The sequence below is a fragment of the Nocardia sp. 852002-51101_SCH5132738 genome, assembly GCF_001665695.1.
GTDB classification, from domain to species: domain Bacteria; phylum Actinomycetota; class Actinomycetes; order Mycobacteriales; family Mycobacteriaceae; genus Nocardia; species Nocardia nova.
This window is the reverse complement of the sequence record NZ_LZML01000026.1, coordinates 1-11,357: the sequence shown is the minus strand read 5'-3', so window position 1 is coordinate 11,357 and position 11,357 is coordinate 1. Positions and strand designations below refer to the sequence as shown.

At 66.8% G+C, this 11,357-nt stretch carries 16 protein-coding genes and 1 pseudogene; 6 read left to right on the top strand and 11 right to left on the bottom strand.

What is annotated here, in order from left to right; translation table 11 throughout:
* From A5789_RS04025 to A5789_RS04010, 4 genes and pseudogenes are all read right to left on the bottom strand, one after another.
* Positions 1-317: pseudogene (locus A5789_RS04025) on the bottom strand (AMP-binding protein); the annotation flags it as partial.
* Positions 318-370: 53 nt separating this feature from the next.
* On the bottom strand, positions 371-1,957 hold the full coding sequence (locus A5789_RS04020) for an FAD-dependent oxidoreductase (RefSeq protein ID WP_064902734.1): 1,587 nt from the start codon (positions 1,955-1,957) through the stop codon (positions 371-373).
* Positions 1,957-2,424, bottom strand: a complete 468-nt coding sequence (locus tag A5789_RS04015; protein WP_064902735.1) for a hypothetical protein — start codon at positions 2,422-2,424, stop codon at positions 1,957-1,959. Before A5789_RS04015 ends, A5789_RS04020 begins: the two co-directional genes overlap by 1 nt.
* A 57-nt stretch (positions 2,425-2,481) precedes the next feature.
* Positions 2,482-3,510, bottom strand: a complete 1,029-nt coding sequence (locus A5789_RS04010; RefSeq protein ID WP_064902736.1) for an AraC family transcriptional regulator — start codon at positions 3,508-3,510, stop codon at positions 2,482-2,484.
* 166 nt (positions 3,511-3,676) lie between these two features.
* Here A5789_RS04010 and A5789_RS04005 point away from each other — a divergent pair, with 166 nt between their 5' ends.
* A complete protein-coding gene (locus A5789_RS04005) occupies positions 3,677-4,108 on the top strand; it encodes a hypothetical protein (RefSeq protein ID WP_063011726.1) in 432 nt (143 codons plus the stop codon).
* Positions 4,109-4,229: 121 nt separating this feature from the next.
* On the opposite strand, the gene A5789_RS04000 is transcribed toward A5789_RS04005, so the two are convergent.
* Positions 4,230-4,370, bottom strand: a complete 141-nt coding sequence (locus tag A5789_RS04000; protein ID WP_156511260.1) for an Rv1535 domain-containing protein — start codon at positions 4,368-4,370, stop codon at positions 4,230-4,232.
* Positions 4,371-4,433: 63 nt separating this feature from the next.
* On the opposite strand from A5789_RS04000, the gene A5789_RS03995 reads away from it, so the two are divergent.
* On the top strand, positions 4,434-4,700 hold the full coding sequence (locus A5789_RS03995) for a hypothetical protein (RefSeq protein ID WP_063011722.1): 267 nt from the start codon (positions 4,434-4,436) through the stop codon (positions 4,698-4,700).
* A 19-nt stretch (positions 4,701-4,719) separates the two neighbouring features.
* Here the strand turns inward: A5789_RS03995 and A5789_RS36265 are convergent, their stop codons facing one another.
* The 4 genes from A5789_RS36265 to A5789_RS03980 form a co-directional block, all read right to left on the bottom strand.
* Positions 4,720-4,872 (bottom strand): hypothetical protein, encoded by a 153-nt coding sequence (locus tag A5789_RS36265; protein WP_156511259.1) that lies wholly within the window; start codon positions 4,870-4,872, stop codon positions 4,720-4,722.
* Positions 4,873-4,884: 12 nt separating this feature from the next.
* A complete protein-coding gene (locus A5789_RS03990) occupies positions 4,885-5,475 on the bottom strand; it encodes a GNAT family N-acetyltransferase (RefSeq protein WP_197516547.1) in 591 nt (196 codons plus the stop codon).
* A gap of 142 nt (positions 5,476-5,617) precedes the next feature.
* On the bottom strand, positions 5,618-6,151 hold the full coding sequence (locus A5789_RS03985) for an SRPBCC family protein (protein WP_064902738.1): 534 nt from the start codon (positions 6,149-6,151) through the stop codon (positions 5,618-5,620).
* Positions 6,144-6,485 (bottom strand): helix-turn-helix transcriptional regulator, encoded by a 342-nt coding sequence (locus A5789_RS03980; RefSeq protein WP_063011805.1) that lies wholly within the window; start codon positions 6,483-6,485, stop codon positions 6,144-6,146. Before A5789_RS03980 ends, A5789_RS03985 begins: the two co-directional genes overlap by 8 nt.
* Positions 6,486-6,574: 89 nt before the next feature.
* Between A5789_RS03980 and A5789_RS03975 the strand changes: the two genes are divergently transcribed.
* Positions 6,575-7,066 (top strand): SRPBCC domain-containing protein, encoded by a 492-nt coding sequence (locus A5789_RS03975; protein WP_064902739.1) that lies wholly within the window; start codon positions 6,575-6,577, stop codon positions 7,064-7,066.
* Positions 7,067-7,117: 51 nt separating this feature from the next.
* Here A5789_RS03975 and A5789_RS03970 read toward each other — a convergent pair whose 3' ends face one another.
* Positions 7,118-7,501 (bottom strand): hypothetical protein, encoded by a 384-nt coding sequence (locus A5789_RS03970; RefSeq protein WP_063026108.1) that lies wholly within the window; start codon positions 7,499-7,501, stop codon positions 7,118-7,120.
* Between the two features lie 217 nt (positions 7,502-7,718).
* Here A5789_RS03970 and A5789_RS03965 point away from each other — a divergent pair, with 217 nt between their 5' ends.
* The 3 genes from A5789_RS03965 (at position 7,719) to A5789_RS03955 (ending at position 10,897) form a co-directional block, all read left to right on the top strand.
* Positions 7,719-9,074 carry a sugar ABC transporter substrate-binding protein gene (locus A5789_RS03965; protein WP_064902740.1) on the top strand — a complete coding sequence of 452 codons (1,356 nt, stop codon included), beginning with the start codon at positions 7,719-7,721 and terminating at the stop codon, positions 9,072-9,074.
* Positions 9,075-9,190: 116 nt separating this feature from the next.
* Positions 9,191-10,045, top strand: coding sequence for a carbohydrate ABC transporter permease (locus tag A5789_RS03960; protein WP_063011803.1), 855 nt, complete (start codon positions 9,191-9,193; stop codon positions 10,043-10,045).
* Positions 10,046-10,897 (top strand): carbohydrate ABC transporter permease, encoded by an 852-nt coding sequence (locus A5789_RS03955; protein WP_227462839.1) that lies wholly within the window; start codon positions 10,046-10,048, stop codon positions 10,895-10,897.
* A 203-nt stretch (positions 10,898-11,100) separates the two neighbouring features.
* On the opposite strand, the gene A5789_RS37175 is transcribed toward A5789_RS03955, so the two are convergent.
* Positions 11,101-11,250: a hypothetical protein gene (locus A5789_RS37175; RefSeq protein ID WP_193615503.1), complete on the bottom strand. Its 150-nt coding sequence runs from the start codon at positions 11,248-11,250 to the stop codon at positions 11,101-11,103.
* Positions 11,251-11,357: the final 107 nt, after the last annotated feature.

Here is an 11,357-nt window from a genome sequence, read left to right as displayed (position 1 = left end):
TGCTCGCTCACCGCGCGCAACGCGGCCTCGGCATCGAACCGGCGCAACAGCACCGTCTTGTTGCCCAGCGCGGTGGCGACCGTCCACGTCCCGAAGCCGGTCGAATGGAAAATCGGCGACACGATCACCACGCTGCCTTTGCGCGGGAACGGAATACGGTCCACGATCATCGCACTCGCCAGCGGCGACACCTTGGTGCGCGGCGCCCCCTTGGGCAGACCCGTAGTACCGCTGGTGAGAATGATGAAACCACCCGGCCGCGCCGGTGCCGGTGGCATCCGGCGGTCGCCGGCGTCGATCAGCTCGTCCACGGTACGCGCCCCCGCCGGTACCACGTCGACCCGTTCTACCCGGGGATGAGTGCCGGCCGCTAGTTCGAGTCCGGTTCTCGGAGTGCGGGTTTGGCCGGAATGTGGCTCAGCGCCTCCTCGGCCATGGCGGTGATGGTGAGGCTCGGGTTGACGCCCACATTCGCCGGTACCGCGGACCCGTCGGTCACCAGCAGATTGCGGTAGCCGAAGACCCGGTGGTACCGGTCGACCACTCCTCGGCTCGCATCGGGCCCGATCACGGCGCCGCCGAGGATATGAGCCGTGGTGGGCGAGCTGATCAGCGATTCGGCGACGGAGCTTTCGGGGTAGCCGCCGATGTGTCGCGCCGCCAGTTCGGTGAACCGGTTCGCGATCGGCAGATAGCTCGCCGGGGCTGTGCCGGCATCGTCGACGACGGTGGCCATCCCCGAACCGAATCTCTTGGGACGCAACCGGAGTGAGCTGTCGAGGCTTTGCATGACGGTGAAGACGACGGTGCGGCGGGACCAGCCACGGATGCGTGTGGGATTCAGCCAGCGGAACGGATGCCGGGCGATCTCTCGCACGAATTGCAGGGTTCGCCGCCGGCCGCCGGTGAACGGGCCGAAGGTCAAGGCCAGCGCGTCACCGGCCGCCGCGTAGGTGTTGTTGGTGACGTGGGTGTGCTCGTCGGGGTGCACACTCATGGTGATGGTAAGGTCGGTGGCGAGATCGGCCGAGCGGTCGTGCGCGGTGACCGCGGTGATGGCTTCGCTGTTGGTGCGTACGAGGTGCCCCACACGGTCCGACAGTCTCGGTAGCGAACCGGTGGCGCGGGCTCTGGTGAGCAGTTCGCTCGTTCCCATCGCTCCGCCCGCGAGCACGACTCCGCGTGCGTGCACGACCTGGCGGTCACGCCGTATCCACGCGCCGGAGCGTTCGGTGGTGACGGCGTAACCGTCGCTGCCGTCGGTGGCGCCGAGCGGACGAATACCGACGACCGTACGTTCGGGCCGGATCTCGACCCCGAGCCCTTCGGCCAGGTGGAGATAATTCTTGACCAGGCTGTTCTTGGCGCCGTGGCGGCAACCGAGCAGACATTTGCCGCAGCGTAGGCACCCGGTGCGTTCCGGTCCGGCACCGCCGAAGAAGGGATCCGGCACCGTCTCGCCCGGAGTGCCGAGATACACCCCCACTCTGGTCTGGTGCACGGCATCCGGCACACCGAGGTCGGCCGCGACGGCGCGCATCATCTGCTCACTTCGACCGTCGCTGTGACAGTCCACCACCCCCAGCATGCGTTCGGCGGTGGCGTAGTGCGGAGCGAGCACCGATCGCCAATCCGCGAGCTCGGCCCACTGCTCGTGCCGGTAGAAGTCGTCGGAGTGCGGAACGTACAGCGTGCTCGCGTACACCAGGGACCCGCCGCCGACGCCCACCCCGCAGATCACCGATACGTGCTTCATCGGCCGCAATTGGAGGATTCCTCTGAGGCCGATGCGCGGAGCCCACAGCATGCGCGGGGCCTGCCATGCGCTGGTGGCGAAGTCGTCGTCCCGGTAGCGGCGGCCCTTCTCCACAACGGTGACGGAGTATCCCTTCTCGGCCAGTCGCAACGCGGCGACGCTGCCGCCGAAACCGGATCCGATCACGATCCAATCGCGCATCACCGGACCTCCCGTCGCAGCAGGAAAGGCGAGCCGCCGCGGGGCGTGAAGGGCAGGCCGAACGTGAGGCCCAGCACGGTCCCGTCCGCGAGGATGCGCAGATCGTCGACGACCCGCCGCCAGGGGAAGGGGGCATCGGATGCATAGCTGACCACCACGGCCGGCGCGCCGTCGAGCCGGGAGGGACCGATGGTCGCGCGCAGCAGCAGGGTGGCCGATTCGCCGCGCGGGCCGGCGAGGTTGTATCCCGTCAGCCCGTCCCCCGCGGGAGCTGGTCGCAGATCCTTACCCCACCAGTCCGCCAGGCCGGTGAGCCGGAACGCTATCGGGGCCAGCGCACGCACGAGCGCCGGCCCGGCGAGCTCGGCCTCGAGACGTCCCGTCACCTCCGCGAGGTCCGGGCACGCCGCAGTCCGAAACAGTGCGCGTAACTCTTCGCTGCTGCGCCGGGCGAGGGTGTTGTCCATGACAGGGAAGTGTGCGTTCCGCCGACCTGCGGGGTATTGCCCACCGACGACAGAGATTTACCTCTGGACGACAGGTTCGGCGACGCCGCCCGCGCGGCGGACGGCGCTCGGGGTGGCGCCGAACCAGCGCAGGCAGCAGCGCGTCAACGCCGACTGCTCCGCCAGTCCGACCGCAGCGGTCACGCGGGACAGGGCGAGGTCGGATTCGATCAAGTGGTGTAGCGCGGCATCGCGGCGGACCGCGTCGAGAATCTCGGCGTAGGACGTGCCCTCCGCCACCAGCCTGCGCTGCAGGGTTCGCGCGTGAATACCGAAAGTGGCTGCGACAGCTGACAACTCGATCGCCCCACTGCCCAGAGCCTGGTCGAGATAGCCACGAACCCGCGGGACGTACACCTGCTGCGGGTCGGGGTAGCGCGAAGTGAGGTAGTCCAGGGCGAGCTTTCTCAGCAGCGGATTCGCCGCCGCCAGCGAGGAGTCCAGCCCCTCGGCCGGCAATCTCAGGGTGGCCGTGCGACGGCCGAATCGGGCCGGCGCCCCGAAACACTCCACGTACCGCTCGGGCGGGGCGATCCGGGAATGCGGGAAGTCCACGCCGATCGGCGGCGTCGCCGCGCCGAGTTCGAGTCGACCTACCCGATATGCCACCAGCAGCGCCATTTCGACGACCTGACGCGTGGGCGGGGGCGCACTCAACGAGTACCGCACACCGGCCACGTCCGCATTCCCGTCCGGATCATCGGTCAGGGTGAACGACACCGCCGGGCTGTGCACGAACATGAACCGGGATGCACTCTCGATCGCTTCGCGCACGGTCGCCGAGTGGAGCATGACCACCGCGAGCGGGCCGAGGATCGAAATGTCTTGGCGTTCGGCCACTCTCAGTCCCAGGTCGGGGACATCCAATTCGGCGGATGCGTGTTCCAGCAGCCGTGCCAGACTGCGATGCGAGATGAGCGCGTCCTCGGAGTCAAGCAGCGCGGGTTCGATTCCGACATGTGCGAGCAGCGCGGCAGGGTCACCTCCGCACTCTTCGATCACACTCCCGAAACCCCGCAGGGCGGCAGCTCGGATCACATCGCTCATGTCGCGCCAGGATAAATCACGATCCGAGTGATGACCGACCGCCCTCGTCACGAGGAGTGCCGGGCGCATGTTTCATCTCGGTCGCTACGCCCGGAGCGACCGCGCGCCGCGAGTAGACTGCAGCTTGCTCGCAGATGTCCAAAAGGTGAACTCAAAGGGAGTGACGATGGACCTTCTCGAGGGTGGGGTAAAAGCGATTTCGTGGACGGCCGATGCGACCACATCCGCGGCCGGGGCGGTGGGCGGCGCCGCGGTGAACGGAGTTCTCGGCGGGATGCAGGGTGTCGTGTCCGGGGTGCGGAGCGGACTGAGCAGCGGGAGTCATTCGACACCGGCCGCCGCGCTCACGTTGGCGGCGATCGGAGCCACGGGAGTCGTGGACTGGCCCGTGCTCCTGGGCGTCGGCGGCACCGCACTCGTACTCCGGAGGCTCACCTCGCACCCGGACCAGCAACCGTCGTCGGCCACCAGGGCTCCCGCCGCGCAGCGCAAGCAGCCGGCCCGCAGTGACCGACCGGCCCGCCGCAGCGACGGTGGCAAAAAGACGACCGCCCGCAAGACCGCGGCCCGCTCACGGCGCGCACCCAGCAAGGCGTAACCGGCGCCGGCGAACCTCGAGCAGCCTTCCGCGTGACCGTGGGCGCACGCTTCTCGTTGCGCGTCGACGGCCGTCGTACGTGCCGTCGTCGGCCTCGACTCGCGGCGTAGCGTGGAAACGGTCAGCGCGATGATTCGCCGACGACGTCGATGACTCCCAGGCGCCACAACGCCGCGTACAACTCACGCAGGGGAACGGTCAGCACCTGCGTCAGCGCGCCCGTCAACGGATCCTGGCCGCCACCTACATCAGCTGTCCTCACGACGGCCACTGTGGCGAACCCAAGCGTCGGGACCCCGAATATCGCATGACCGGAAGGCAACATATGGCCGACAAAACGCACACCAGCCACCGGAACGCGGTCGACAAGGTCATCGCCGCGCACAGTTTCGCGGTGGAACTCCCCCTGCTCGGCCGTGTACCGATCCCCCGCCCCGAACAACTGGCCTACTACGGCGCACTCGGCGCCCTGGCCGCCGCGGAAATCATCGAATGGCCCGTCGCCCTGGTACTGGCCGGCGGGCACTGGCTCGCGGAAAACCAGCACAACCGCGTGGCCCACGAAATCGGCGAGGCCCTCGAAGACGCCTGATTCCCCACCTCGGACGCGCCTACCCGCCGTAGATTCCGCCGACGAGCACGGGCGCGGCCGTACTGATGTTCCACTGCGCCGCGAGCCGTACATCGCGCACCAGCCCGATACCGGTCAGTTCCCGGCCGGAGATCGCCTCGGCCAGGACTGCGGGCAGCGATAGCCGCCTCACGGCGGCAGCCGATCACGCATAGCGCTCGACGTGCCCGACGGTGTCGAAGCCCAGGCGTCGATAGATTCCTTCGCCGTCCGGTGATGCGGTGAGTACGACCCGGCGAGCACCCGCCGCCAGGGCCAGTGCCAGCGCATACCGCGTGAGCGCGGTCCCGATGCCTTCTCCGCGATGATCGGCTCGGGTCACGATGTGCTCGAGCGATGCGCCCGCGGCGCAGGTGACGACGGCGGCACAGCCGAGCACCTCCCCGCCGTCACGCCAGAGCAGGTAGCGGGTGGACCTCCGATCCATCCCCTCACGCAGGCCTGGCACGAGATCGTCGACATCGGTCACACCCGACCAGAGTCGCGCCCACTCGGCGAGGCCGGCATCGCCGGCCACGTCCTCGATCGGCTCCGGTCGTCCGCGTTCCAGGTACGCGGCTCGGTCGGGATCGGCGAGCATCATCAGCGGCTCGGTTTCGAACAACTCCAGTCCGCGCCGCCGCAGGAGCTCCGGAATCTCCGGCGAATCGACGTCCGGCCAGAAATGCCAGCATGCCGGTACGCCGTCGAACAGTGTGCGCAACTGCTCGATCTCGTGCGGGATCGCAGCGCCCACTCTGAGGACTCCGTTCAGTTCCTCGCTGGGCGCACCGGTGTGGAACCAGCTCGACGGCGTGCCATCGCTCGACCGGCTCGCGCGCACCAGATGCGTTGCGACAAAGGTGGTTACGGCCTCGTGGCACCTGCGGTTGCCTAGATCAGCGGTCATTCGACGAATCCGGAAGCAGCGATTCGTATTCCGCGCGAAGGGAATCGAACTTCGGCCAGAACGGATCCGGTGCGGATGCCGCGAGCCTGGCGTGCAGGATGTCCAGGTGGGTGTGCCAGCCGGCGGCGATATCGAGGATCTCGCCGCGGGTCGGGAGCCGGCGGTGGGTGACCGTCAGACGGACCTTGTCGGCGACCTGCTCGAGCGCGAAGGTCACCTCCGAGTCGGCGAGGCCGCCGCCGCTGCTCCAGGTGTGGCGCAGCAGATGCGGAGGATCCCATTCGAGCACCTCGCCGTGCCTGCGGTCGGCCACCGCGACGGGATCGCCTTCGCCGGTGAGCTCGTGAATCCGGAAGATGTGTTCGACCCGGCCGCCGGTGACCTGTTCGAGCAGCCCGCCGGCCAGCCAGGTCGCGCGCTTGTCGATATCGGTCAGATACGCCCAGACCCGTTCGATGGGCCCGGGCAGTAGCCGTTCGATGCGGACCGCGCCCGGTTCGACGACCTCCCCGTAGTCACTCATCTCGCGAATCCTCCTGTAGCAGTGCTGCTTCCAAAGCGTCGAGGCTCTGATTCCAGAACCGCTCGTAGAAGTTCACCCATTCGGCGCACTCTCGCAACGGGTGCGGATCGAGCCGGCACAGATGGGTGCGCCCGTGCACGCTGCGTCGTACCAGCCCCGCGCGCTCGAGCACTTTGATGTGCTTGGACGCGGCCGCGAGCGAGATGTCGAACGGGGCAGCCAGCTCCCCCACGCTGCACTGACGACGCGCCAGTGTGCGCAGCATCGAGCGGCGCGTGGAGTCCGACAGCGCGTGGAACACCACGTCGAGCCGCTCCGAAGAATTCTCAACCACATGGTTGACTATTCCGTCTTCCCGCACCTACTGTCAACCCATCGGTTGAATATCGCGGCCGATTCACCCACCCCTTCAGGGAGCACCCCATGACCGAGCAGAACTTCACGACGACCTTCGCCGTCGACCGGACCCCCGAAACCGCCTTCGGCGCCGTGCTCGACGTGCGTGGCTGGTGGTCGAAAGCGCTCACCGGACGCAGCGAAAAGCCCGGAGACGTCTTCACGTACGAGGTTCCGGGCGTGCATCGCGCCACCATCGAGGTCACCGAGGTCGTCCCGCACGACCGCGTCGTCTGGCGCGTTTTGGACGCCCGGCTCACCCTGGTCGACGACCAGACCGAATGGAACGACACCGAAATCCGTTTCGAGATCACCCGCCGCGCCGACACCACCGAACTCCGCTTCACCCACGTCGGCCTCACCCCGGCGTTCGAATGCTTCGACGCCTGCCGCAAGGGCTGGTCGTTCTACATCGACCGGAGCCTGCACGACCTGATCACCACCGGCACCGGTCAACCCGACGAGGACCCGCAGGCTCTCGCCCTGGCGGTCGAGAATGCGACGGCGACGCCGCACTGAGGAGACCGCTGGGACGGCCACCCGGGAAGGTCGCGGCCGGCCGTTGCGCCCTCAGGTCTGGTCGAGCACGCCGGCAGGGACGCCGTAGGGCAGGAATCGCACCTTGCGGCGTTCGTCGGTATTGTCGCGATGTGCGCGTAAGGCCTCGAGTTCGGTCGGGAAGACCTGCTCGACCCGGGCCTCACCGGCGTCGTCGACGCTGTAGACGGCCCACACCCCGCTGCCGGTCTCCCCGGTCGTCGCGTCGTCCGGTTCCGGCGTCCGCGCGCGATCCGGCTGAACGAACTGGCCGAACAGCGACGTCAGCGAATTGACGGTGCTGCGGTCGAGGTATCCGGCGGCCTTACCGAGCAGGTCGCGAAACTCGACTTCCGCCTCGCGCAGAGCGCGCTCGAATTCTTCCGGATCGATCCCGAAAGGCCCGTTGTTTGCCATCTCGATCCTCCCGAGGACGACGTCGGCGCTATGACTCCAGTATGCCGCGCGTGGGCATCGAGGGGGTTGACCAGAGTTTGCCCACCTGGGATTGCCGAGAATCTGCCCGCATGTCCACGGGCTGCCCCGGCCCGGTCACGAGCGGGAGGGCACGTGCGGCCTGTCTCGTGCGTATTTTCCAGACGAATCAGCCCCCGCGGTATTACGTTCTTCTGCAATGAAGTTCGCTTGTTGCAGCCGAACGGGGGCGCGGGTGGCATCGACTCGAAGGTTCGACCGGCGCACGCTCCTGCGGGGTGCGGCGGCGGCCGGGGCGGCGGCGGCCGCGTCCTCGATAGCCGGTTGCGGTGACAACGACGACGCGCTCACCTTCTTCTTCCAGGCCAAACCCGACGAGGCGAAGGTCCGGCTCGAGATCATCGACGAGTTTCGCAAGCTGCACCCGGACATCAAGATCCGGACTCAGATGTCCGGCCCTGATCCACAGACTCAGATCCTGACCTACTGTGCGGGCGGTAAATGCCCGGACGTGCTGATGTCGTGGGATCTGTCCTATTCCTTTCTCGCCGAACGCGGCATCTTCGAAAATCTCGACACGATCCTGGACAAGGACCCAGTGTACGCGGCCGAGCTGAAGAAGGACAGTTCGATGCCCTTGTACAACACGTTCCGCTACAAGAACGCGCAGCACGCGCTGCCCGAGCAGTGGGCCGGAATCTTCCTCTACTACAACCGCAAACTCTTCGCCGACGCCAAACTCGCACCTCCGCCCACACGCTGGGAAGATGCCTGGAGCTTCGACGAATTCCTCGGCGCCGCACAGGCGCTGACCAAACGTGACAGCTCCGGCGACGTCATCCAATGGGGGTTCGTGGATCCCTGGACCGTCTACTACTCCGCCAGTTGCTTCGGGATGAACAACGGCATCGAATGGTTCACCCCGTCCGTCGACCCGACCCGCACCAACATCGACAACGACGCCTTCATCGAGGGCGTTCAGTTCTACACCGACCTGTCCACCAAGCACCGGGTGATGCCGACAATCGAATTCCAGCAATCGCTTTCCTCGTCGGACATGTTCGCCCAGGGCAAAGCCGCGATGGCGTTGTCCGGGCACTGGATGTACAGCACCTACGCCGGCCAGGAAGACCTCGATTTCGACGTCACGGTGCTACCGGTCGGCCCGCGCGGTACCGCCGCGCGGTCCGATATCGGCACCACCGGCCTGTCCATCGCCGCAGACAGCCCGCGCAAGGAGCAGGCCTGGGAATTCGTCAAATTCGCCACCGGGCCGGTCGGTCAGGCGGTCATCGCGAAATCGGGACTGTTCGTTCCCGCGTTGAAATCGGCGCTCGGCTCCGACGGGTTCGCGCAGGCACATGCGAAGGTGCACAACCTCGAGGTGTTCCACGGCGGCGACCACGCCAACAACCTGCCGGTCACACCCGCATGGCCACGTGTCGACGCGGTGATCCAGCAGGGATACGACCACGTGTTCCGCGGCGCCGCCTCCGCGGAGTGGTTCAAGCACGGCCTCGCCCGGCAGATCAACGACCTCCTGGAGGCGCAGTGAGCGACAATCGCACAGCGGTTCGCTGTGCCGACGGGGTGCAGGTGTCCCGGACCTCACCGGGCACAGTGAGCAACCATCGCTCACCGCTGAGCCGGCGCAAGGCCACCGCGGGCCGAATGTTCATCGCCCCCAACCTGATCGCGGTCGCGGTGTTCATGGCCTTCCCCTTGGTGTTCACGCTGTATCTGAGCCTGCACAGCTGGGATCTGTTCAGTCCGCCGAAGTTCATCGGTATCGGCAACTTCCGCCGGCTCTTCGCACACGACCCGCTGTTCTGGGTGGCCTTGCGCAACACGGTGATCTTCACCGTCGGCACGCTGATCCCGACCATCGCCATCGGTATCGCCGTCGCGGCGGCCCTGAATCGACAACTGAAGGGTATCGGCATCTTTCGCAGCATCATGTTCATGCCGCTGGTCGCCTCGACCGTGGCGATGGCCGTGGTGTGGCGGCTCACCTTCAGCACCGACTACGGCGTGCTCAACACCGCCCTCGGCTGGATCGGCATCGGTCCGGTCCCGTGGCTCACCGACCCCGGGTGGTCGATGGTCTCGCTGTGCCTGGTCAGTGTGTGGAAGAGCGTCCCCTTCGTCACCGTCGTCCTGCTCGCCGCCATGCAGGGCATACCGGCTGACATCTACGAGGCCGCCCGTATCGACGGCGCCGGAGCGGTGCGCCGGTTCGGCTCGATCACCGTGCCGCTGATCCGGCCCGCGCTGGCGTTCGCGTTCGTCATCACGGTCATCAACTCGTTCCAGGTGTTCGATCAGGCCTACGTCCTCACCGGCGGCAAGGGCGGTCCCGAAACCGGCACGTACGTGCTCGGAATCATGCTGTACCAGAACGCTTTCTCCTTCGACGACATCGGCTACGCCTGTGCACTCGCCTGGGTGATCTTCGCGATCCTGCTGGCATTGACACTGCTCCAATTGCGATTCACCCGCGGCGATGCCTACGAAAGCGAGGCCTAGGTGGCGACCGCGACCGCGAATCGTGCCGTTCTCCGCCGTACCGGGCGCGGGATACTGCTGTACCTGGTGCTCGTCGCGATGGCATGGTGCGCGCTGTTTCCCCTGCTGTGGGCGTTGTCGAGTTCGCTGAAAAAGCAGGGCAACATCTCCGACACCAGCATCCTCCCGGCCCACCCGGCGTGGTCGAACTACCGCGACATCTTCGACCTGATGCCGTTCGGGCGGATCTTCTTCAACACCGTGCTCTACGCCGGCTGTGTCACCGCGGGTCAGGTGTTCTTCTGTTCGCTGGCCGGATATGCCTTCGCCCGCTTGCCGTTCAAGGGTCGCGACGTCCTGTTCGTCGCCTACCTCGCCACCCTGATGGTCCCGGCGACCGTCACCGTCATCCCCCAGTTCATCCTCATGCGCACCTTCGGCTGGGTGGACAGCCCGCTGGCCATGATCGTGCCGGGCCTGTTCGGCAGCGCCTTCGGCACCTACCTCATGCGCCAGTTCTTCATCACCCTGCCGGTCGAACTGGAGGAAGCCGCCATTCTCGACGGCTGCTCGGTCTGGCAGACCTACTGGCGCGTTCTGCTCCCCCACGCCCGCCCGGCGGTGATGGTGCTCGCGGTCCTCACCTGGGTGACGGTGTGGAACGACTTCCTGTGGCCGCTGGTGATGATCCAGCGCGACGAGATCTCCACGCTCACACTGGGATTGGTGCGCCTGCAGGGCCAGTACGAAACCAACTGGCCGATCCTCATGGCGACCTCCATCCTGATGGTGGCGCCGATGCTGGTGATCTACGCGTTCGCGCAGAAGTCGTTCGTGCGAGGGATTGCGATGTCGGGACTGGGTGGGCGGTGACCTGGTCACCCATTACCCACTCGGCGCTGTCCGGTGGGGCCTCGACGCCGCCACCCCGTTCCTGCAGCAGTTCTTCTCCGAATACCCGCCCGGCGGTAACTACTGACCTACGAACTGGGGCTTTCTTCCGACAAGAACAGTTCGCTCACCACTGCGCGCCCACGGAATGGAAACTGTTGCGGGCGAACGCTTCCCGTCCCGGATCAGTCCTCGCCGTCGCCGATCGGCTCGGCTTGGTCGCCGAGGCGGGCGTGCAGGCGCTCCCGGACCTGATCCGGGGTGTAGGCCCGGCGCTTGCGCTCGGAGCGCACGATGACCACTCCGGTCGCCGCGACACCCGCGGCTCCTGCCAAGCCGAGTACTTTCCACCACCGCATACGGCCTAGTACTCCAGCATCACTTCGTGATGTTGTTGGGTAGCATGTGTTTTCGTGCTGGTTGATGAGGATCTGGCTGCGTG

Excerpts from the sequence above, each read along its gene's own strand:
- A5789_RS04015 (WP_064902735.1), bottom strand. The coding sequence starts at position 2,424 with ATGGACAACACCCTCGCCCGGCGCAGCAGCGAAGAGTTACGCGCACTG.
- A5789_RS03960 (WP_063011803.1), top strand. The coding sequence starts at position 9,191 with ATGTTCATCGCCCCCAACCTGATCGCGGTCGCGGTGTTCATGGCCTTC.
- A5789_RS04020 (WP_064902734.1), bottom strand. The coding sequence starts at position 1,957 with ATGCGCGATTGGATCGTGATCGGATCCGGTTTCGGCGGCAGCGTCGCC.
- A5789_RS03985 (WP_064902738.1), bottom strand. The coding sequence starts at position 6,151 with ATGAGTGACTACGGGGAGGTCGTCGAACCGGGCGCGGTCCGCATCGAA.
- A5789_RS03975 (WP_064902739.1), top strand. The coding sequence starts at position 6,575 with ATGACCGAGCAGAACTTCACGACGACCTTCGCCGTCGACCGGACCCCC.
- A5789_RS04010 (WP_064902736.1), bottom strand. The coding sequence starts at position 3,510 with ATGAGCGATGTGATCCGAGCTGCCGCCCTGCGGGGTTTCGGGAGTGTG.
- A5789_RS04005 (WP_063011726.1), top strand. The coding sequence starts at position 3,677 with ATGGACCTTCTCGAGGGTGGGGTAAAAGCGATTTCGTGGACGGCCGAT.
- A5789_RS03965 (WP_064902740.1), top strand. The coding sequence starts at position 7,719 with ATGAAGTTCGCTTGTTGCAGCCGAACGGGGGCGCGGGTGGCATCGACT.
- A5789_RS03970 (WP_063026108.1), bottom strand. The coding sequence starts at position 7,501 with ATGGCAAACAACGGGCCTTTCGGGATCGATCCGGAAGAATTCGAGCGC.
- A5789_RS03995 (WP_063011722.1), top strand. The coding sequence starts at position 4,434 with ATGGCCGACAAAACGCACACCAGCCACCGGAACGCGGTCGACAAGGTC.